At 67.5% G+C, this 21,022-nt stretch carries 18 protein-coding genes; 13 read left to right on the plus strand and 5 right to left on the minus strand.

Annotation, left to right across the window (positions count from 1 at the left end; translation table 11 throughout):
• Positions 1-115: 115 nt before the first annotated feature.
• The 7 genes from prpB (at position 116) to WS89_RS19605 (ending at position 8,000) form a co-directional block, all read left to right on the plus strand.
• Positions 116-1,009, plus strand: a complete 894-nt coding sequence (gene prpB / locus WS89_RS19575) for a methylisocitrate lyase (RefSeq protein ID WP_059792794.1) — start codon at positions 116-118, stop codon at positions 1,007-1,009.
• Between the two features lie 40 nt (positions 1,010-1,049).
• Positions 1,050-2,222 carry a bifunctional 2-methylcitrate synthase/citrate synthase gene (gene prpC / locus WS89_RS19580; RefSeq protein WP_059792796.1) on the plus strand — a complete coding sequence of 391 codons (1,173 nt, stop codon included), beginning with the start codon at positions 1,050-1,052 and terminating at the stop codon, positions 2,220-2,222.
• Positions 2,223-2,305: 83 nt separating this feature from the next.
• On the plus strand, positions 2,306-4,900 hold the full coding sequence (gene acnD, locus WS89_RS19585) for a Fe/S-dependent 2-methylisocitrate dehydratase AcnD (protein WP_059499501.1): 2,595 nt from the start codon (positions 2,306-2,308) through the stop codon (positions 4,898-4,900).
• Positions 4,901-4,924: 24 nt separating this feature from the next.
• A complete protein-coding gene (gene prpF / locus WS89_RS19590; protein ID WP_059792797.1) occupies positions 4,925-6,115 on the plus strand; it encodes a 2-methylaconitate cis-trans isomerase PrpF in 1,191 nt (396 codons plus the stop codon).
• Positions 6,116-6,309: 194 nt separating this feature from the next.
• Complete coding sequence (locus WS89_RS19595; protein WP_059792798.1) at positions 6,310-7,362, plus strand: CaiB/BaiF CoA transferase family protein; 1,053 nt, start codon at positions 6,310-6,312, stop codon at positions 7,360-7,362.
• Between the two features lie 118 nt (positions 7,363-7,480).
• Complete coding sequence (locus WS89_RS19600; RefSeq protein ID WP_059792802.1) at positions 7,481-7,729, plus strand: type II toxin-antitoxin system Phd/YefM family antitoxin; 249 nt, start codon at positions 7,481-7,483, stop codon at positions 7,727-7,729.
• Positions 7,719-8,000, plus strand: coding sequence for a type II toxin-antitoxin system RelE family toxin (locus tag WS89_RS19605; protein WP_059780124.1), 282 nt, complete (start codon positions 7,719-7,721; stop codon positions 7,998-8,000). The genes WS89_RS19600 and WS89_RS19605 overlap by 11 nt, the downstream gene beginning before the upstream one ends.
• A gap of 56 nt (positions 8,001-8,056) precedes the next feature.
• Here the strand turns inward: WS89_RS19605 and WS89_RS19610 are convergent, their stop codons facing one another.
• The gene (locus WS89_RS19610) at positions 8,057-8,500 is read right to left on the minus strand and encodes a PaaI family thioesterase (protein WP_059499490.1); all 444 of its coding nucleotides are present in this window, start codon (positions 8,498-8,500) and stop codon (positions 8,057-8,059) included.
• A gap of 277 nt (positions 8,501-8,777) precedes the next feature.
• Here WS89_RS19610 and WS89_RS19615 point away from each other — a divergent pair, with 277 nt between their 5' ends.
• Positions 8,778-10,397: a methyl-accepting chemotaxis protein gene (locus tag WS89_RS19615; protein ID WP_059499489.1), complete on the plus strand. Its 1,620-nt coding sequence runs from the start codon at positions 8,778-8,780 to the stop codon at positions 10,395-10,397.
• On the opposite strand, the gene WS89_RS19620 is transcribed toward WS89_RS19615, so the two are convergent.
• Positions 10,370-11,479 (minus strand): AGE family epimerase/isomerase, encoded by a 1,110-nt coding sequence (locus tag WS89_RS19620; protein ID WP_059792803.1) that lies wholly within the window; start codon positions 11,477-11,479, stop codon positions 10,370-10,372. The two genes, WS89_RS19615 and WS89_RS19620, sit on opposite strands and share 28 nt — an antisense overlap.
• Before the next feature lie 114 nt (positions 11,480-11,593).
• Here WS89_RS19620 and WS89_RS19625 point away from each other — a divergent pair, with 114 nt between their 5' ends.
• On the plus strand, positions 11,594-12,292 hold the full coding sequence (locus tag WS89_RS19625; protein WP_059792804.1) for an MgtC/SapB family protein: 699 nt from the start codon (positions 11,594-11,596) through the stop codon (positions 12,290-12,292).
• Between the two features lie 331 nt (positions 12,293-12,623).
• On the opposite strand, the gene WS89_RS32805 is transcribed toward WS89_RS19625, so the two are convergent.
• Positions 12,624-12,878, minus strand: a complete 255-nt coding sequence (locus WS89_RS32805) for a hypothetical protein (RefSeq protein WP_218921301.1) — start codon at positions 12,876-12,878, stop codon at positions 12,624-12,626.
• Between the two features lie 113 nt (positions 12,879-12,991).
• Between WS89_RS32805 and WS89_RS19630 the strand changes: the two genes are divergently transcribed.
• The gene (locus tag WS89_RS19630) at positions 12,992-13,768 is read left to right on the plus strand and encodes an aminotransferase class I/II-fold pyridoxal phosphate-dependent enzyme (RefSeq protein WP_059792806.1); all 777 of its coding nucleotides are present in this window, start codon (positions 12,992-12,994) and stop codon (positions 13,766-13,768) included.
• Positions 13,769-13,784: 16 nt separating this feature from the next.
• Here WS89_RS19630 and WS89_RS19635 read toward each other — a convergent pair whose 3' ends face one another.
• Positions 13,785-14,423, minus strand: coding sequence for an alanyl-tRNA editing protein (locus WS89_RS19635; protein WP_059792808.1), 639 nt, complete (start codon positions 14,421-14,423; stop codon positions 13,785-13,787).
• Positions 14,424-15,387: 964 nt separating this feature from the next.
• Between WS89_RS19635 and WS89_RS19640 the strand changes: the two genes are divergently transcribed.
• The 3 genes from WS89_RS19640 to WS89_RS19645 all read left to right on the plus strand — a co-directional run bounded on the left by WS89_RS19640 (position 15,388) and on the right by WS89_RS19645 (position 17,651).
• Positions 15,388-16,677 (plus strand): hypothetical protein, encoded by a 1,290-nt coding sequence (locus WS89_RS19640; RefSeq protein ID WP_059792810.1) that lies wholly within the window; start codon positions 15,388-15,390, stop codon positions 16,675-16,677.
• Positions 16,678-16,852: 175 nt separating this feature from the next.
• The gene (locus tag WS89_RS34260; RefSeq protein WP_011548928.1) at positions 16,853-17,008 is read left to right on the plus strand and encodes a hypothetical protein; all 156 of its coding nucleotides are present in this window, start codon (positions 16,853-16,855) and stop codon (positions 17,006-17,008) included.
• Between the two features lie 163 nt (positions 17,009-17,171).
• Positions 17,172-17,651: a GNAT family N-acetyltransferase gene (locus WS89_RS19645; RefSeq protein WP_059792812.1), complete on the plus strand. Its 480-nt coding sequence runs from the start codon at positions 17,172-17,174 to the stop codon at positions 17,649-17,651.
• 139 nt (positions 17,652-17,790) lie between these two features.
• On the opposite strand, the gene WS89_RS19650 is transcribed toward WS89_RS19645, so the two are convergent.
• Positions 17,791-20,844 (minus strand): heavy metal translocating P-type ATPase, encoded by a 3,054-nt coding sequence (locus WS89_RS19650; RefSeq protein ID WP_082741905.1) that lies wholly within the window; start codon positions 20,842-20,844, stop codon positions 17,791-17,793.
• Between the last annotated feature and the right edge of the window lie 178 nt (positions 20,845-21,022).

Raw genomic sequence — 21,022 nt, forward strand, 5'->3', positions numbered from 1 at the left:
AAATGAGCGACCGATGCAACGCGCTCGGCGGTTGCTTAAGAATCAGTGGGTTAGCGGCGTTTCGCAAGCTGGCCCGGTCCTTGCTGTTATCGGGCATTCCATCAGGAGGCCGTTCATGAGCAATACGCATCTTCAGAGCGCCGGCGCGAAATTCCGCGCGGCAGTCGCGGCCGAGCAGCCGCTGCAGGTGGTCGGCGCGATCACCGCGTACGCGGCCAAGATGGCGCAGGCCGTCGGCTTCAAGGCCGTGTACCTGTCGGGCGGCGGCGTCGCGGCGAACTCGCTCGGCATCCCCGACCTCGGCATCAGCACGATGGAAGACGTGCTGATCGACGCGACCCGGATCACCAACGCGACCGACCTGCCGCTGCTGGTCGACATCGACACGGGCTGGGGCGGCGCCTTCAACATCGCGCGCACGATCCGCTCGTTCATCAACTCCGGCGTCGCGGCCGTGCACCTCGAGGACCAGGTCGGCCAGAAGCGCTGCGGCCACCGCCCGGGCAAGGAAGTCGTGCCGACCGACGAAATGGTCGATCGCGTGAAGGCCGCGGTCGATGCGCGCACCGACGACCAGTTCGTGATCATGGCGCGTACCGATGCGGCCGCCGCCGAAGGGATCGACTCGGCGATCGAGCGCGCGGTCGCGTACGTCGAAGCCGGCGCGGACATGATCTTCCCGGAAGCGATGAAGACGCTCGACGACTATCGTCGCTTCAAGGCGGCCGTGAAGGTGCCGATCCTCGCGAACCTGACCGAATTCGGCTCGACGCCGCTGTTTACGGTCGAAGAGCTGCGCGAGGCGAACGTCGACATCGCGCTGTACTGCTGCGGCGCGTATCGCGCGATGAACAAGGCTGCGCTGAACTTCTACGAAACGCTGCGCCGCGACGGCACGCAGAAGGCAGCCGTGCCGACGATGCAGACGCGCGCCGAGCTGTACGACTTCCTCGGCTATCACGAATACGAGCGCAAGCTCGACGAACTGTTCGCGCAGGGCAAGAAGTAACGCGGCCCGCACCCCCCGATACCCATTGGAGAAGGAAAACATGAGCGAGACGAAAGACGCAGCAGCACCGGCCGCCGCAGGCGCATTCAAGCCGAAGAAGTCGGTGGCGCTGTCGGGCGTGACGGCCGGCAACACCGCGCTGTGCACGGTCGGCAAGACCGGCAACGACCTGCACTATCGCGGCTACGACATTCTCGACGTCGCCGAATCGTGCGAGTTCGAGGAAATCGCGCACCTGCTCGTGCACGGCACGCTGCCGAACCTGACCGAACTGGCCGCCTACAAGGCCAAGCTGCGTGCGCTGCGCGGCCTGCCGAGCGCGCTGAAGGCCGCACTCGAACAGATTCCGGCGTCGGCCCACCCGATGGACGTGATGCGCACGGGCGTGTCGGTGCTCGGCACCGTGCTGCCGGAGAAGGACGACCACAATCTGCCGGGCGCGCGCGACATCGCCGACCGCCTGATGGCGTCGCTCGGCTCGATGCTGCTGTACTGGTATCACTTCTCGCACAACGGCAAGCGCATCGAGACCGAAACCGACGACGACTCGATCGGCGGCCACTTCCTGCACCTGCTGCACGGCAAGACGCCGTCGAAGTCGTGGGTCGAGGCGATGCACACGTCGCTGATCCTGTACGCGGAGCACGAATTCAACGCGTCGACGTTCACGGGCCGCGTGATCGCGGGCACGGGATCGGACATCTACTCGGCGATCACCGGCGCGATCGGCGCGCTGCGCGGGCCGAAGCACGGCGGCGCGAACGAAGTCGCGTACGAGATCCAGAGCCGCTACAGCTCGCCGGACGACGCCGAAGCCGACATCCGCCGCCGCGTCGAGAACAAGGAAGTCGTGATCGGCTTCGGCCACCCGGTCTACACGATCTCCGATCCGCGCAACAAGGTGATCAAGGGCGTCGCGCACAAGCTGTCGAAGGAAGCGGGCGACCTGAAGCTGTACGACATCGCCGAGCGCCTGGAATCGGTGATGTGGGCCGCGAAGAAGATGTTCCCGAACCTCGACTGGTTCAGCGCGGTGTCGTATCACATGATGGGCGTGCCGACCGCGATGTTCACGCCGCTGTTCGTGATCTCGCGCACGTCGGGCTGGAGCGCACACATCATCGAGCAGCGCATCGACAACAAGATCATCCGCCCGAGCGCGAACTACACGGGCCCGGAAGACCTGCAGTTCGTACCGATCGAGAAGCGCTGACACGCCCGCCGCGCGCACCGGCGCCCGCGAGGCGGGCGGCAGGCGCGCGCGGCGCGTCATACCCCGAATTCCCGCCCCACATCATGAATACCGCCAACCGCAAACCCCTGCCCGGCACGTCGCTGGACTATTTCGACGCGCGTGCCGCGGTCGACGCGATCGCGCCCGGCGCCTACGACACGCTGCCGTACACGTCGCGCGTGCTCGCCGAAAACCTCGTGCGCCGTTGCGATCCGGCGATCCTCGCCGAGTCGCTGAAGCAGATCGTCGAGCGCAAGCGCGAACGCGATTTCCCGTGGTTCCCGGCGCGCGTGGTGTGCCACGACATCCTCGGGCAGACGGCGCTCGTCGATCTCGCCGGCCTGCGCGACGCGATCGCGGACGGCGGCGGCGACCCGGCGAAGGTGAACCCGGTCGTGCCGGTGCAACTGATCGTCGACCACTCGCTCGCCGTCGAATGCGGCGGCTTCGATCCGGACGCGTTCGCGAAGAACCGCGCGATCGAGGATCGCCGCAACGAGGATCGCTTCCACTTCATCGAGTGGACGAAGAGGGCGTTCGAGAACGTCGACGTGATCCCGCCGGGCAACGGCATCATGCACCAGATCAATCTCGAGAAGATGTCGCCGGTGATCCAGGCGCAGGATGGCGTCGCGTTCCCGGACACCTGCGTCGGCACCGACAGCCACACGCCGCACGTGGACGCGCTCGGCGTGATCGCGATCGGCGTCGGCGGCCTCGAAGCCGAGAACGTGATGCTCGGCCGCGCGTCGTGGATGCGCCTGCCCGACATCGTCGGCGTCGAGTTGACCGGCAAGCGCCAGCCCGGCATCACCGCGACCGACGTGGTGCTCGCGCTGACCGAGTTCCTGCGCAAGGAAAAGGTGGTCGGCGCGTACCTGGAGTTCCGCGGCGAAGGCGCGGCGAGCCTGACGCTTGGCGATCGCGCGACGATCTCGAACATGGCGCCCGAATACGGCGCGACGGCCGCGATGTTCTTCATCGACGGCCAGACGATCGACTACCTGCGCCTCACCGGCCGTAGCGACGAGCAGGTGAAGCTCGTCGAGACGTACGCGAAGGCGGCCGGCCTGTGGGCCGACACGCTGGCCGATGCGCAATACGAGCGCACGCTGACGTTCGACCTGTCGAGCGTCGTGCGCAACATGGCCGGCCCGTCGAACCCGCACAAGCGGCTGCCGACGTCCGATCTCGCCGCGCGCGGCATCGCCGGCCAGTGGGAAGACAAGCCGGGCCAGATGCCCGACGGCGCGGTGATCATCGCCGCGATAACGAGCTGCACGAACACCAGCAACCCGCGCAACGTGATCGCCGCGGGCCTGCTCGCGCGCAACGCGAATGCGAAGGGCCTCACGCGCAAGCCGTGGGTGAAGAGCTCGCTCGCGCCCGGCTCGAAGGCGGTTCAGCTGTATCTCGAAGAAGCGAACCTGCTGCCGGAACTCGAGAAGCTCGGCTTCGGCATCGTCGCGTTCGCGTGCACGACCTGCAACGGGATGTCGGGCGCGCTCGACCCGAAGATCCAGCAGGAGATCGTCGATCGCGACCTGTACGCGACGGCCGTGCTGTCCGGCAACCGCAATTTCGACGGCCGCATTCACCCGTATGCGAAGCAGGCGTTCCTCGCGTCGCCGCCGCTCGTGGTCGCGTATGCGATCGCCGGCACGATCCGCTTCGACATCGAGCGGGACGTGCTCGGCCACGGCCCCGACGGCCAGCCCGTCACGCTGAAGGACATCTGGCCGACCGACGAGGAGATCGATGCGATCGTCGCGTCGAGCGTGAAGCCCGAGCAGTTCCGCAAGGTCTACGAGCCGATGTTCGCGCGCAGCGCCGACGCCGGCGAGCGCGCGGCGCCGCTGTACGACTGGCGCGCGCAGAGCACCTACATCCGCCGCCCGCCGTACTGGGAAGGGGCGCTGGCCGGCGAGCGCACGTTGAAGGGCATGCGCCCGCTCGCGGTGCTCGGCGACAACATCACGACCGACCACCTGTCGCCGTCGAACGCGATTCTGCCGAACAGCGCGGCCGGCGAGTACCTCGCGAAGATGGGCCTGCCGGAAGAGGACTTCAACTCGTACGCGACGCACCGGGGAGACCACTTGACCGCGCAGCGCGCGACCTTCGCGAACCCGACGCTGATCAACGAGATGGCGGTCGTCGACGGCGCGGTGAAGAAGGGCTCGCTCGCTCGCGTCGAGCCGGAAGGCAAGGTCATGCGGATGTGGGAAGCGATCGAGACGTACATGAATCGCAAGCAGCCGCTGATCGTGATCGCCGGCGCCGACTACGGCCAGGGCTCGTCGCGCGACTGGGCCGCGAAGGGCGTGCGGCTCGCGGGCGTCGAGGCGATCGCCGCCGAAGGCTTCGAGCGGATCCACCGCACCAACCTGATCGGGATGGGCGTGCTGCCGCTCGAGTTCAAGCCGGGCACCAACCGGACGACGCTCGGTATCGACGGCACCGAGACCTTCGACGTGATCGGCGAGCGCACGCCGCGCGCCGACCTGACGCTCGTGATTCACCGCAGGAACGGCGAGCGCGTCGAGGTGCCGATGACGTGCCGGCTCGATACGGCCGAGGAAGTGTCGATCTACGAGGCCGGCGGCGTGCTGCAGCGTTTCGCGCAGGATTTTCTCGAATCGTCGCAGGCCGCCTGAACGGCGCACATTGGGAACACAGACATGGCTCATATTCCTCAAATCAGGATTCCCGCCACTTACATGCGCGGCGGCACCAGCAAGGGCGTGTTCTTCCGGCTGCTGGATCTGCCGGATGCCGCGCAGGCGCCCGGCGCCGCGCGCGACGCGCTGCTCTTGCGCGTGATCGGCAGCCCCGATCCGTACGGCAAGCAGATCGACGGGATGGGCGGCGCGACGTCGTCCACCAGCAAGACGGTGATCGTGTCGAAGAGCACGCGGCCGGGCCACGACGTCGACTACCTGTTCGGGCAGGTCGCGATCGATCGCGCGTTCGTCGACTGGACCGGCAACTGCGGCAACCTGTCGGCGGCCGTCGGCCCGTTCGCGATCGCCGGCGGCCTCGTGGATTCGGCGCGCGTGCCGCGCGACGGCGTCGCGACCGTGCGGATCTGGCAGGCGAACATCGGCAAGACGATCGTCGCTCACGTGCCGATCGTGAACGGCGCGGTGCAGGAGACGGGCGACTTCGAACTGGACGGCGTCACGTTCCCGGCCGCCGAAGTGCAGCTCGAATTCATGGACCCGGCCGCCGAGGAAGAAGGCGCGGGCGGCTCGATGTTCCCGACCGGCAACCTCGTCGACGATCTGGCCGTGCCGGGCGTCGGCACGCTGAGGGTGACGATGATCAACGCGGGTATCCCGACGATCTTCGTCGAGGCCGAGGCGATCGGCTATACGGGCACCGAGCTGCAGGACGCGATCAACGGCGACGCGAAGGCGCTCGAGAAGTTCGAGACGATCCGCGCGCACGGCGCGTTGCGGATGGGTTTGATCGACACGCTCGACGAAATCGCGACGCGGCAGCACACGCCGAAGATCGCGTTCGTCGCGAAGCCGGCCGATTACGTCGCATCGAGCGGCAAGCGCGTGAATGCTGGCGACGTCGACCTGCTGGTACGCGCGATGTCGATGGGCAAGCTGCATCACGCGATGATGGGCACGGCGGCGGTCGCGATCGGCACGGCTGCGGCGATCCCCGGCACGCTCGTCAATCTCGCGGCGGGCGGCGGCGAACGCAACGCGGTGCGCTTCGGGCATCCGTCGGGCACGTTGCGCGTCGGTGCGGAAGCGAAACGGGAAAACGGCGAGTGGACCGTCACGAAGGCGATCATGAGCCGCAGCGCGCGCGTGCTGATGGAAGGCTGGGTGCGCGTGCCGGGCGACGCGTTCTGATGCCTGGCGGTTCGTGCGTGCGGCGTGGCGCAACAGAACCTTGAAGCGATCCCTGCGAAGCGAATCCGCTGCGCAGGGATTTTTTGTTGGCTGGGTGCGTGGAGGAAGCAATTCGATGAACAAGGCATCGGACCGGCGCGCTCGCGCAGGTCGACCGCGAATCATGGGCCCGCGTCCGTCGAGAGGAGAATCGCATGTCGCTTGATGCCCCGCTTTCCGGCATCCACATCGTCGAGTTCGAGGGGCTCGGCCCCGGCCCGCTCGCGGGCTGGATGCTCGCCGGCATGGGTGCACGTATCACGCTGGTCGCACGACCGTCCGGCCGCACGAGCGCGCCGGACGCGCTGCGGGCCCGCGATGGCGACCTGCTGCGCGAAGGCAAGACGATCGTCGAACTCGACCTGAAGGCGCCGGCCGGGCGCGACGCCGCGCTCGATCTGGTCGCACAGGCCGATGCGCTGATCGAGGGGCTGCGGCCCGGTGTGATGGAGCGGCTCGGCCTCGGGCCCGACGCTTGCGCGCGCCGCAATCCGAAACTCGTCTACGGACGCATGACGGGCTGGGGCCAGCGCGGCCCGCTCGCGGCCGCAGCCGGGCACGACCTGAATTACGTCGCGCTGACCGGGCTGCTGTCGCTGTCCGCGCCGCGCGACGGCCGGCCGGGCGTGCCGCCGACCGTCGTCGGCGATGCGGGCGGCGCGCTCGGGCTCGCGTTCGGGATCGTCTGTGCGTTGCTCGACGTGCGCGGCGGCGGGCCGGGGCGCGTGGTCGACGGCGCGATCGTCGACATCGTGTCGATGCTCGGGGCGCTCGCATTGTGGGCACGCGCGAACGGGCAGCTCGACAGCGCGCAGCCGAGCCTGTTCCACGACGCGCCGTTCTACGACGTGTATCGCTGCGCGGACGGCGAATGCGTGACGATCGGCGCCCTCGAGCCGCCGTTCTATGCGCTGCTGGTCGAACGGCTCGGGCTGACCGACGTCGATCCCGCGTCGCAGTACGACCGGGCGCGCTGGCCCGCGCTGAAGGCGCGTTTCGCGCAGGTGTTCGCCGAGCAGCCGTCCGCGCACTGGCGCGCGCTGCTCGAAGGCACCGACGCGTGTTTCGCGCCGGTGCTGAGCGTGGCCGACGCGGCCGTGCATCCGCACAACACGGCGCGCGGGATTTATCGGACGGACGAGTACGGGAACGTCCGGGCGCGGGTGGCGCCGCGGTTTATGCCGCTGGCGGGCGGCGGGGCCGAGTAGGGATACCAAACTTCACGGGTCGAGAGCGAATTCGGTACCGCCTGTTTGGCACCAGAAATCGCACTAAATATAGTGTCAAATAAAGTACAATGTAAATTCGATCGAAAAAGGAGCAGACATGCCCCATACCATCCTGGCTAGCGTGACGGCGAGCGTCTCGGAGCTGAAGCGGAACCCGATGGGAACCGTGGCGGCGGGAGAGGGGTTCCCGGTCGCGATCCTGAATCACAACGAACCCGCGTTCTATTGCATTCCGGCGAAGACATGGGAGGCGATGGTCGAACGTCTCGAAGATATCGAAGACAACGTGCTGGCCGACTCGCGCGCCAAGGAGAAAGCCGTCAAGGTCAAGTTGGATGACCTTTGAGCTCGCCTTTCTCGAACCTGCGTTGAAGGAGTGGAGGAAGCTCGATCGCACCATTCGCGATCAGTTCAAGGCCAGACTCGTCGAACGGCTCGAGAACCCTCGCATTCCTTCGGCGAAGCTGCACGGTCATCCGGACCGCTACAAGATCAAGCTGCGCAGTATCGGCTATCGCCTCGTGTACGAAGTGCGCGATGCGGAAGTCGTCGTACTGGTAGTCGCGGTGGGGCGTCGCGAGCGCGATGCGGTCTATCTCGCCGCGATGAAGCGCTAGCGCGACACGCGCTGCGTGTTCGGCGTTCTCTCATTGACCTCGCGACGGGCGTCGTCTCACGCCGTTTCCTCCGGCCTGTCCGGCACCTTGCCGTCGCCGACGCGGTTGATCGTGCCTTGCGCGATCGCGACGAGTCGCTCGTGATCGCCGTCGATGACGAACACGTGACACTGACAGGTCGCCTGGTGCCGGCCCGCGTAGACGAGCTTCGCGCGGGCGACGAGCGTGCCGTTCACGGCCGGCCGCAGGTAGTTGATCTTGTATTCGGCGGTGATCACGCGCGGGCCGAGCACGAGCGCGCCGGCGAACGTCAGCGCGTTGTCCGCGAGATAGCTGATGACGCCGCCGTGCACGAAGCCGTGCTGTTGCCGCAGTTCCTCGCGCACGGGCAGACACAGCGACACTTCGTTGTCGCCGATATGCATCAGCTCCGTGCCCAGCAGCATGCTGAACGGTTGCGCGCGCAATGCGCCGCGCGCGTGGTCCGTGATGTCGGTCATCGAACTTCCTTAATGAGTGCCCGCTTGCGCTGAACTCTAGGAAGGGGGCTGCCGATAAGCAAGGAAATTCGTTCGCGTTTCGGGCAAATTCCGGTGCGATGCGACGCGATTATTGCGTCGAATACCCAAAATCTCCGCATTTGGGGGCGATTCGACGCGAATGCGCGCGCGAAGCGCGCGATCGACCTGCGCAGCCGGCAATCGGCCTAAAGTCCGACGAAGAAATGCCGCTAATGCCGGGGCATTGCCTCATCGTCCGCTCTCCAGGAACTTCTCCATGTTCGGAAAAATCAAGCTAGCGTCGGGTCTGCTCGGCGTGTTGGCCGTGTTCTGTCTCTTCCTGTTCGCGATCGAAGCGCTCGGCTTCTGGACGCTCGCGTCGACGCGCAGCGGCGTCGACGATCTGTCGAACGTCGCGATCGCGCAGGTCGATGCGGCCAGCCGGGCGACCGAGCAACTGCTCGACGCACGCATCAACCTGTCGCGTGCCGGCACGCGGATGGTGCGCGGCGGCCCGAAGCCCGAAGACATCATCCGCCACGCGGGCGCGTCGCTCGCGGAAGCGGACAAGGCATTCGCCGTGCTGACGGCCGCGCAGCCGGTCGACGACACCAACCGCGCACGCGTCGCGGCGCTCGCCGAACGCTATCGCGCGTTGCGCGGCGCGCTGGGCGAGCTCGTGCAGTTCCTCGACGCCGACAACATCCAGGCGTTCCTCGACCAGCCGACCCAAGGCTTCCAGGACGCGTACATCGCCGAACTGCATCGCTTCACCGACTATGGCGGCACCTCGAGCCGCGCGGCGCTCGACACCATCGACGGCGGCATGCTGTGGTTCAAGTCGGTCGGCATCGTGCTGCTGGTGGCGATGCTTGCGGCGAGCGCCGCGATCTACGCGGCCGCGCGGCGTGCGGTCGTCGCGCCGCTGGAGCAGGCCGGCCGTCATTTCGAGCGGATCGCGCAGGGCCGTCTCGACGAAGCCGTGCAGGCGGGCGGCGTGTTCGAGATCGACCGGATGCTGCGCGGCCTCGCCACGATGCAGACGAGCATCGCGGACACCGTGCGCACGGTGCGCCACGCGTCCGATGCGATCCACCTCGGCGCGGGCGAGATCGCGGGCGGCAACGCCGACCTGTCGGCGCGCACGGGCACGCAGGCCGCATCGCTCGAGGAAACCGCCGCGAGCATGGAAGAACTGACCGCGACCGTCCGGCAGAACACCGACAGCGCCCGTGCGGCGAGCGCGCTGGCCGACGCGGCGCTCGAAGCGACGAGCCACGGCGGCGGCGTGGTCGACAGCGTGATCGACCGGATGCGCGGCATCGCGCAGAGCTCGGGGCGGATCGCGGAAATCATCTCGGTGATTGACGGCATCGCGTTCCAGACCAACATCCTCGCGCTGAACGCGGCGGTCGAGGCCGCGCGCGCGGGTGAGCAGGGGCGCGGTTTTGCGGTGGTCGCGGGCGAAGTGCGCTCGCTCGCGCAGCGCAGCGCGCAATCGGCGAAGGAGATCAAGGCGCTGATCGAGGAGTCGGTCGCGCAGATCGACGGCGGAGCGGAGCTCGTCGAACGCGCCGGCGACGCGATGCGCACGGTGTCGGCGTCGATCACGCGGGTCGTGCAGACGATGGCGGAGATCACGGCGGCGTCGGTCGAGCAGAGCGTCGGGATCGAGCAGGTGAACCAGGCCGTCACGCAGATGGATCAGCTCACGCAGCAAAACGCGGCGCTGGTCGAGGAAGTCGCGGCCGCGGCCGCATCGCTGAACGACCAGACCGCACATCTGATGCAGGCGGTGTCGGTGTTCGAGCTGGGCGACGGACGCGCCGCACCGGGCGGCCGCGCGGCGCCGTCGTTCGCCGCGACGGGTTACGAACCGGCCGGCAGCGCCGCGTAGGCGGTCGCGAGGTGGTAGGGCGTGGTCGACGGCATGTCGGCGCGCGACACCTGGCCGTCCGCCGTCTTGCACTCGAACCAGCCGCGCGGATGCAGGAAGCGCGCGGCGAACCGCTCGATCTGGCGCGCGAGCGGCGCCGAGGCCGGGCTGCCGCCGTGGGTCGCGAGCGCGCGCAGGTATTCGGTCTGCGCCCAGATCCGCTGCGTGCCGTCGATGCATGCCCCTTGCGCGTCGAGCGCCGCGCACACGCCGCCCGTCTGCGGATCGACGCCGTATTGCTCGGCGAACGCGAACGCGCGCGACAGCGCGGCGGGAAGCCCGGTCTGCGCGAGCCGCGCGCCGGCCGCGTCGACCAGATAGAACCACTCGAACTGATGGCCGGGCTCGAAACGGTTGTCGGCCGCCCCGAGCGGCAACTCGGCCACGCAGCCGGTCGCCGCATCGACGAACGTGCGCTCGACGGCCTGCACGGTGCGCGCGAGCGCATCGTCGAACGCCGGGTCGCCGAACGCATCGGCGGCCGCGAGCCACGCTTCGGTCAGATGCATCAGCGGATTCTGCAGCGGGCCGCTGCCGGATGACGAGAAATCGGCGTGGCGCGCGGCATCGAGCAACGCGTCGCCGTGGCGCGGCGCGAAGCGGTCCTGGATCAGCGCGGCGGTTTCTTCCGCCGCCGTGCGCGCGGCGGCGTCGCGCGACGCCGCATACCATGCGGCGCACGCGAACACGACGAACGCGTGCGTATAGAGATCCTTGGTCGTATCGAGCGGCGCGCCCTGAGCGTCGACGCTGTAGATCCACCCGCCATGACGCGGGTCGCGAAAGTGCCGGCGCAGCGCGTCGAACAGCGTGGCCGCGTGCGCGGAGTCGCCGGCCTGCGCGAACACGAACAGTTGCCGTGCGCACGCCATTGCGCGATAACGGGTCACGGGCAGCGGCGCGTGGGCGGCCGGATCGACGGCCTCGAACGGCAGGTGCAACGCCGGGTCGAACCCTGAACCCCGCCAGATCGGCAAGACGACGTGCGCGAAATGGTGGCGCAGTTGGGCGGCCTGGGCGGAAGCGGAGTCGGAAACGGACATGGCGGGGTTGAGCGCTTGGATCGAAACGTATCGGCGCGGCCCGGAAATCGGCGCGGCCGGGGCCAAGGATAAAACATTCCGCGCGGTCGGCACCAAAAAAAGGAGAGAAATCGGATGCTCAGCAACCTGGAACTCGTGATGCGGCTCGTGCTCGCGGCGGCGCTCGGCAGCGTCATCGGCTTCGAGCGCGAGCGCCTGTCGTGGGCGGCCGGCCTGCGCACGCACATGCTCGTGTGCGTCGGCTCGGCGCTGATCATGATCGTGTCGGCGTTCGGTTTCGCCGACGTGCTCGGCACCAGCGACCACGTCGTGCTCGATCCGTCGCGGATCGCCGCGCAGGTCGTGTCGGGCATCGGCTTCCTCGGCGCGGGCTCGATCCTGCTGCGCGGGGAGATCGTGCGCGGGTTGACGACGGCCGCGAGCCTGTGGTCGGTCGCCGCGATCGGCCTTGCGGTGGGCGGCGGGCTCTATGTCGCGTCGATTTCGGCGACGATCATCATCCTGATCATCCTGGCCGGCATCAAGCCGCTGGAGCAGCGCTATTTCACAGTGCGCCAGCGGCGCCAGCTTGCGTTGACGGTTGCGAGCGGCACGCTGACGTTCGATTCGCTGCACGCGGCGCTCGGCCCCGACAGTGCGCGCGTGAAGCAGTTCATCGTGCAGCGTGCCGACGACTCGGGCGAGCAGGACGAGGTGCGCATCGCGCTGGCGCGGGTGTCGGAACTCGAGTACAAGGCGATCTGCGACAAGCTGCGCGCGCTGCCGGGGGTCACGCGCTTCGAGAAAGGAAGCGGGCTGTCCGGCGATGGATAGGCACATCGGTGCTGCCTGCTGGATCGGTTGAACCAGTGGCGAGGCATGCGACGATGGCTGGTCACCGATTCCGTTTCGGCATCGATTTTGCACGCGGGCCTACCATCCGATATGACCTGCTAAATCGTTTCAACGAGGCCAATGAACTCAATGTGTTGGTGATGGCTTGGGCTCATCCTGTACCGATTTATCGAGTAACACGATATGGCAGGGTCAAACCGGAAGTACCGTCTCGCGTATCGATCGCCCGTTTCTTCAGTTATGGGATTCCCCCTGTCGTTCCCGTGATGCCAAACTATTTTTATCGTTTCAGGGTTCGAGTCCGAGCGGATCAGGCACCCGAACCCGACGCGCGGGTTGCGATGCGTGCGTGGTTGCGCGTCGCGAACCGAACTACGGGCGCTGTCATAGCGGTCGTCAGCAGTGCGAACACAACGAACATCGCGTAGACGGAAGGGGGCAGGATGTCGAGCTGGCGTCCAACCGACAGAACGATCAACTCCATCAACCCTCCGGCATTGTTGCAGCAGGCGGCGCGTTTCGGAATCGATGCGACGATGCCCGAGATTATGCTGACAGCGGGCATCAGTCACGGGCTCGATCTGGTCGTGCGCTGCTTCGTACAACGCGGCGATACCGTGCTCGTCGACGATCCGGGCTATTTCAATCTATTCAATTTGTTGCGAATGCAGGGCGTGCATGTCGTGGGTGCCGCGCCTGCCCAACGGGCCGGATCTCGCCTGCCTCGAAACGCTCGTGAAGACGCACCGGCCCACGTTCTATTTCGTCAACACGGTGCTGCACAATCCAACCGGTTCCACGATCGATCCGCGGGTTTGCATGCGATTGCTGTTCCTGGCCGAGACGTACGACCTGAAGATCGTCGAGGACGACGTTCACGCCGATCTCGAATTCGAACCGAGCGATCGCCTGGCAAAGCTGGGCGGACGCGAACGTGTCATCCACGTCGGTGGATTGTCGAAGTTACTGTCGTCGTCACTGCGTATCGGTTACGTGATCGCGTCATCCGCCGTGATCGACATGCTCGCCGACGTCAAGGCTCACACGATGGTCGGGTGCTCTCCTTTTGCCGAGGCGGTTGTCTACGAGTGGTTTCGGCGGGGCGGGCACCGGCGGCACACGGAGCGTTTGCGCGCACGCCTGCACGCGGCGATGCACGACACGATGCGTGAGCTCGAGGCTTCAGGCTGGGAGTTGTTTGTGCGCCCGAAAGGCGGCTCGCTGCTGTGGGCGCGGCTGCCCGGTATCGACGATTCCGCAGAGCTTGCGGCGAACGCCGAATATCACGGCGTCACGATCGCGCCGGGGAGTTATTACCACGTCGACAACAACGTGTCTCCGTGGCTGAGGATCAATGTCGCGTATGCGCGGGACAGACGCGCGCTGTCCTTCCTGCAGGATTCGTATGCACGCGACCGCCCTGGGGCGGTTGCAGCGAAGCGCGAGGCGTCCTGACATGGAGCGCTCCGTCTCAGCCGAGCGTGACTTCGATGCGCTCCTTGCTTTTGCCGGGATTCCTGCGCTTGAGCACGAGCGTGCCGATTTCTCCCGTCGTGCGGGGGTGCGTACCGCCGCAAGCCATCGTCGCGAAGCCGTCGACTCGCCAGTAGCGGCGCTGCAGCGCGACGTCGGTGTAGCCGGTCACGATCGGCAGATCCGCTCGGACGAGCGCTGCCGTTTCCTGCTCCAGAAACGGCAGCAGGGCGGCGAGACTCGTGTCGTGCGCAAAATCGATGCGCGCCTTGTCGACGGAGATGTGTGCGCCGATCCGCACGATTCCGGGCACCTGCCGATAGATCAATTGAAGCACCATTTCGGCTGCGAAATGCAGCCGCATCAGGCGATAGCGGCGCGCCCAGTCGATCTCGATGTCGACGGTCTGGCCCACTTCGAGCGCGTGGCCGGCGCCCAGCCGGTAAACGATGTCGAGCGCGTCCTTGCGCGCTTCGCAGACCGGGTGGCCGCCGATCGTGCCGGCGTCGCCTTCCTGCCCGCCCGAGAATGCGAAGAAAATCGTCGAGGCCAGTCGCACATCGGGACCGTTCACGTCAGTGACGACGGTACGGTGCGTGCTGAGGTAGGCATCTTCCCAGAATAGCTTGCGAGTCATGGTGCGTTGGAAGGCTCATGAATGGAATCGCGGACAGTATCGCGCCAAACCCACGCCGCACAAGTTGCGCGAACGTCCAGCGCGCAGCGTGCATATCAAAACTGAAGATCCGTCTTGAGGGAACGACGCGTATTCTGCGGCGGATCCTCCGGAGCGAGCCGGCTAACACACGCCTGCGACGTGTCGGTGATCCGCACCACAATTTCCCGGCGCTGGGCGCAGCATCGTGAGACCGACGCGATGATAGCGCCAGGCTCGCTAGTCGCGAAATACCCATTGGACATTGTTCAGGTCGAATGGGTTCGCTGGCCCAATTCCGGAAACTGGATAGGAAGCCGTGAGCGGCAACGCAGCCGCGCGTATTGCTTTCGACTTTGGGGCGCGGAGGAATCCTGTCGACGTCGTGTCGTTCGGCACTTTTTCGCGTGCCTTCATTGAGTTGCATACTTCTCGCCTTTCCATCTCGGCTTCAGTTTTTCATGAACCCGGCGGGCGGCTTTCTCGAATGTCAGGACAGCGGTGGCAATGCTGGCCGCTTCTCGATCCCGATTGCGTTGGTCGACTGGATTTTCGTTGTTATCGATGGGTTTGCGCAGCGCAATCGTTTTCTCATTTACCTCAGTGAGAGATTTCGGGGTAGGCGCCCAAGCCCGCGTCGCATTGCTTACCCGTCACGGGGCGGGTGAAGCGTAGGGTCTATTTGAAGCCCGACTTCGTGGGGAGCGGCAAGCAGTCCCCGTGACCTTTCCGTCAAAGACTGGTTTGTCGGTTGGTTTGAGCGTTTTGGCTCGTTTGTCGGTTAGCATCGGTTTTCGGCCCATCACGTCGCCTATTGCCCATCAAGCGTCGCTGGCTCGGGCTGGATGGCGTTGGAGTAAATTCGACAAGTTGATGATGCAAGTTATTGATTTATTGCAGAATACTTGGTTTCTGACGGACGCCCTCGGACAATAATTTGGCAGACATGACCGAAGCTTCACCTCGCTTACGTTCCCGTTCCAACCGTTCACCCGGCCGGTCCCGCATGCGTTCAGCCGCTGCTGCGGGCGACACGTTCGCCAGGACGACCGCGCGCCCCGATAGTGCGTCGGGCGGCGATGCGTCGCGCGATGCGCTCACGCTCGACCTGTTCGGCGATCCGGTGCTCGAGCCTGTTGAACGGGCGCCGGTCGCGTCGCTTGACGAAGTCGTAGAGGAAACCGACGCGGCGACCGGTGCCGCCGAGGATGCCACCGCGGGAATGCAGGCAACGCTGGACGGGTTCAGCGCGCCGGAGGGCGCGACGGCGGCCGGACCGGCGGAAACCGGGCGCGCCGTGCCGGCTGATGGTGCGTCGGCGCCTGAGGGCGAGGCCGCGATTGCCGATCGTTTGCCTGCGGCCGACGGTGCCGCAACGAAGGCCAACGACGCGCCCCTGGTCGATGCCGCTGCGATGGCCGCGATCGAGCGGCACGCGGCGGGCGGTGAAGTCGCGGCACCGGTCCTTGCCGCCACCGTCGGTGCAACGGCCGTCAAATCACGTGGAGGGCGACCGCCCGGTGATGCCGTGAAGGAGCGCCGCGCGTCGTTCGGCGGCAGACGTCGGGCGGCGGCCGGTGCAAGCGAAGCGGTGGCGCCGATGCGGTCCGAGCCGGTCGCAACGCACGTCGATACGGTACCGGAAGCGACTGAGTCGAAGCCGTCGGCGGCCGCTGCCGCGCCCATCGGCGTGCAGACGCCGGGCCGGCCCGCCCAGCCGGCAATCGCCATGCAGGCCGCGCCGCCTCGTGATGCTGCCCCGCAACCCGCCACCCGGCCGTCGCCGGTTGCGCAGCCCGTGGCATCCGCTGCGTCGTTCGTGACCCGGCCATCATCGGAGCGTACGCAGCCGGCCGCGCCAGCCTTCGATCCGGACACGCACCTGCGCCCGCTGACCGACCGGCTCGCCGCGCTGCAGTCCGACGTGGACGGCCTGACGCGCTCGGCCGATCGCGAGATGCGCCGCGTCAACCGCTTGCTGCTCGCGCTGGCCGTCGTCGTGCTGGCGGGGCTCGTCGCGCTGGTGCTGCAAACGCGGCAGATCGCGCACCTGAAGCAGGACGTGGCCGCCAAGCAGCAACGGATCGATCGCCTCGCGGCCGATCTGTCGACGCAGCAGGCCACGCTGATGACGCTCGAGGAGCACCACGAAGCGCTCCTGTCGCAAGTCGACCGACTTCAGCGCAACGCGAACCGTGACGCGGCCGTCGCGAAGCGGGTTCGTCGCACGCGTTAATCGTTTCGACCCTATCCTGGAGACCTGACGGGGCAAGGATCGCCGTTCTGAGGCGGCGATCGGCTGTCGCGCACGTGCGGCAAACCGATGCAGTCCACTGGCAGAGTTTAGGGAAAACCCTTAGAATGGTAATCGTCTAAGGGAAAACCCTAGCCATATCTGTCAGGAGTCTCACATGAGCTTCATCTTCGCCCTGCTGCAAAAAATCGACGACCTGTTCGTATCCCCGCACCTGCCGCTCGACGCCGAATACTCGTACGCCGCACGTCACGCCGAGGCCGAGCGCGTGCGCCGTGCAAACCTGGTGCCGATCGTTCTGTATCGTCGCTGATTCGCTGATTCGCTGATTCGCTGATTCGCTGATTCGCTGATTCGCTGATTCGGCGCGGCGTCCGCCGCACCAACCTGTCTGCCCGTTTTCCACCGCCGCATTGCGCGCCGGTGCGCCCGTCCCGCTACACTGGAAGTTCGATTCCGTTCACGGCGACCGGGCCATGCTGCAGATGCGGCCGATGACGGCCGGCGAATTCCGCGCGTACCGCACGCGAGCCATCGACGGCTACGCGAGCGATCTCGTTTCCTCCGGGCAAAATGCTGTCGAAGACGCGGCCGATCGTGCGCGCGCCTGTTTCGACACGCTGCTGCCGGACGGCTTGCTGACCGCCGGCCAGACCCTCGTCACGCTCATCGACGGCGCCAGCGGCGATCCGGTGGGCGACCTCTGGTACGCGATCGTCCCCGAAGGGCCGAACCGCACACTGTTCATTTACGACCTCGACATCGTCCCGTCCCGGCGTCGCCAGGGTTGGGCCACGCGCGCGCTCGATGCGCTCGATGCCGAGGCACGCCGGTACGGCGTCACCGAGATCGGATTGTCGGTGTTCAATCACAACGCGGCGGCGCGTGCGCTGTATCGCGCGTGCGGCTTCGCGCCGATCACCACGACGTTGATCAAACCGGTCGTGTCGGACTGAATCCGCCAGCGCGCGATGCGTCGTGACGTGCTGCCGGTTCCGCACGCCGTGTAGCCGGCCAACGTCGGCACGCTTCCCGCCCCTTCCTGCTGGTCGAGCGCCGACCTGTTCGCTCATCCGGCATACACCGCCGGCCGCATCAACGCGCGTGGCCTTTCCATCTCCGCAGCAGCAACGCATTGGTCACGACGCTGACGCTGGAAAACGCCATCGCCGCGCCCGCGATCACCGGGTTCAGCCACCCGAGCGCCGCGAGCGGCACGCCGACCAAGTTGTACACGAACGCCCAGAACAGGTTCTGCTGGATCTTGCGGTACGTGCGCCTGGAGATATCGATCGCGTCGGCGACGAGCGCCGGGTCGCCGCGCATCAGCGTGATGCCGGCCGTGTGCATCGCGACGTCCGTGCCCGTCGCCATCGCGATGCCGACGTCCGCCGCGGCAAGCGCGGGCGCGTCGTTGATCCCGTCGCCGACCATCGCGACGACGCCGCCGTGCGTGCGCTTCAGCTCGGCGACGACGCGCGCCTTGTCGTCGGGCAATACCTGCGCGTGGACTTCGCCGATGCCGAGCGTCGCCGCGACGGCCGCCGCGCTGCCGCGGTTGTCGCCCGTCACGAGCGCGCTCGCGACGCCGCGCGCCGACAACGCCGCGATCGCGTCGCGGGCGCCCGGCTTCACGGTGTCGCCGAATGCGATCAGCGCGAGCACCGCGCGCGGCACGTCGGCACGCATCAGCCACGAGATCGTGTTGCCGGCGCCCTCGAGTTCCGCCGCACGGGCGTCGAGCGCCGGCGGTACCGCGATGTCGAGTTCGTCGCGCCAGCGCGTGCTGCCGAGCGCGAGCCGCTGCCCGCCGACATGGGCTTCCACGCCGCGTCCGGCCACGGCGCGCGCGTCGGTCGCGACGACCGACCCGGCGGCGCCGCCCCGTGCGGCCACGTCCGCGTCATGCGCGGCAACCACCGCACGTGCGAGCGGATGATCGCTCTGGCGCTGCACGGCCGCCGCGAGCGCGAGGGCTTCGTCGCGCGGCACGCCGACGGCGTCGAAGGCCGTCACGGACGGTTTGCCTTCGGTCAGCGTGCCGGTCTTGTCGAACGCGATCACGGTCGTGCGCTGCGCGAGCTCGAGCGCCTGCGCATCCTTGATCAGCACGCCGTGCCGGGCTGCGACGCCCGTGCCGGCCATGATCGCGGCGGGCGTCGCGAGACCGAGCGCGCACGGGCACGCGATCACGAGCACCGCGACCGCGTTGAGGATCGCGGTTTCCATCCCCGCGCCGGCGATCAGCCAGCCCACCAGCGTCAGCACGGCGATGCCGAGAATTGCCGGCACGAACACCTCGCTGACGCGATCGACGAGCCGCTGGATCGGCGCCTTCTCGGCCTGCGCGGATTCGACGAGCCGGATGATGCGCGCGAGCGTCGTTTCCGCACCGATCGCGGTGGTTTCGACGACGAGCGCGCCTTCGCCGTTGATCGAGCCGGCGGTGACGGCGTCGCCGTCGTCCTTCGGCACGGGCAGGCTTTCGCCGGTGATCAGCGATTCGTCGATGTGCGAGCGGCCGGACACGATCCGCCCGTCGACGGGCACGCGCTCGCCGGGCCGAATGCCGACGTGCGTGCCGACGCGCACCTGCGACAGCGGCACGTCGCGTTCGATGCCGTGCTCGACGACGCGCGCGCGATCGGGGCGCAGCGCGTTGAGCGCGCGGATCGCCTCGGTGGTCTGGCGCTTCGCGCGCGATTCGAGCCACTTGCCGAAGCGCACGAGCGTGACGATGACGGCCGACGCTTCGAAATACAGATGGCCGGGATGCGCGGGATCGCGCAGCAGCATCCACAGGCTCAGCCCGTACGCGGCCGACGTGCCGAGCGCGACGAGCAGGTCCATGTTGCCGGTGAGCGCCTTCACCGCATGCCAGGCCGCGCGGTAGAAGCGCGCGCCGAAGCCGAACTGCACGATCGACGCGAGCACGAGCTGGAGCCACCCGGGCAGCATCAGGTCGATGCCGAACGGCGCGGCGAGCATCGGCGCGACGAGCGGCGCGCTCAGCACGGCGGCCCCGATCACCAGGTTGCGTTCGCGGATCGCTTCGCGGCGCTTGCGTGCGTCGGGGTCCTGCGCGGAGCTGGCCGGTCGTAAGTCGGCGCCGGTCGTTTCACCTGCGGGTGAGGCGGCGGGAAGCGACGCACGGTAGCCGGCCGTGGTGACTGCCGCGATCAACGTGGCGGGATCGAGTGCGCCGGCGCCGTGTACCGACGCGCGTTCGGTCGCGAGATTGACCGTCGCGCGCGCCACGCCCGGCACGGCGGCCAGCGCTTTTTCGACGCGGCCGGCGCAGGACGCGCAGGTCATGCCGCCGATGTCGAGTTCGACGTCTGCGACCGGGGAGGTGGCGGGAGGCGTGGAAACGGCAGCCGGCGTCGCGTCATAGCCGGCCTGTTTCACCGCTTCGGCAAGCTGCGCGGCGGAGACGTCGGCCGACGCATCGACCGTCGCGCGCTCGGTCGCGAGATTGACCGATGCGCGCGTGACGCCCGGCACCTTCGCGAGCGCCTTCTCGACGCGCGACACGCAGGACGCGCAGGTCATGCCGTCGATGTCGAGTTCGATGCTTGCGGGTGCGGCGGGCAAGGCAGTGGCAGCGGCTGGGACGGCGATGTCCGGCCCCGTCGGCGTTGCGTCATAGCCGGCCTGCTTCACGGCATCCGCCAATTGCGCGGCGGACACACCGGCCGTGGCATCGACCGTCGCACGCTCGGTCGCGAGATTGACCGATGCGCGCGTGACGCCCGGCACCTTCACGAGCGCCTTCTCGACGCGCGACACGCAGGATGCGCAAGTCATGCCGTCGATGTCGAGTTCGATCGTCGCGGCGGCAGCCGGCGTCGGCGGCGTTGCGGGGAGGGGCGCGCGCGCCGAATGCGCGGCCGCGACGGTTTCGACCGCCGCTTCGCGCACCGCTGCGCGGTAGCCGGCCTCGCGGACGGCATCGACGAGCCGACCGGGCTCGACCGTCTCCTGCGCGGTGACGGTTGCCGCATGCGCATCGAGATCGACCGCCACGCCGATGACGCCCGGCACGGCGGCCAGCGCGCGCTGCACGCGGCCGGTGCAGCCGCCGCAATGCATGCCGTCGACGCTCAGTTCGATCGTGTGCAGCGCTGCGGAGGCAAGTGGTTCAGTCATGTCGGATTCCCCAAAGGCGCGGTTCGTGCCGCGAATGGTTCCAGTATCAACATTCCCATGATGGTAAGGTCAAGCGTCGGCGACGATGCGACGCATGTCGATGCACACAGATTGTCACAATGCGGAAAAAGGCGATCGCCCCGGCTTCCAGACGGACAGCCGGTGCGCGCTGAGGCGC

Source organism: Burkholderia sp. MSMB1072 (assembly GCF_001524725.1).
Classification (GTDB): domain Bacteria; phylum Pseudomonadota; class Gammaproteobacteria; order Burkholderiales; family Burkholderiaceae; genus Burkholderia.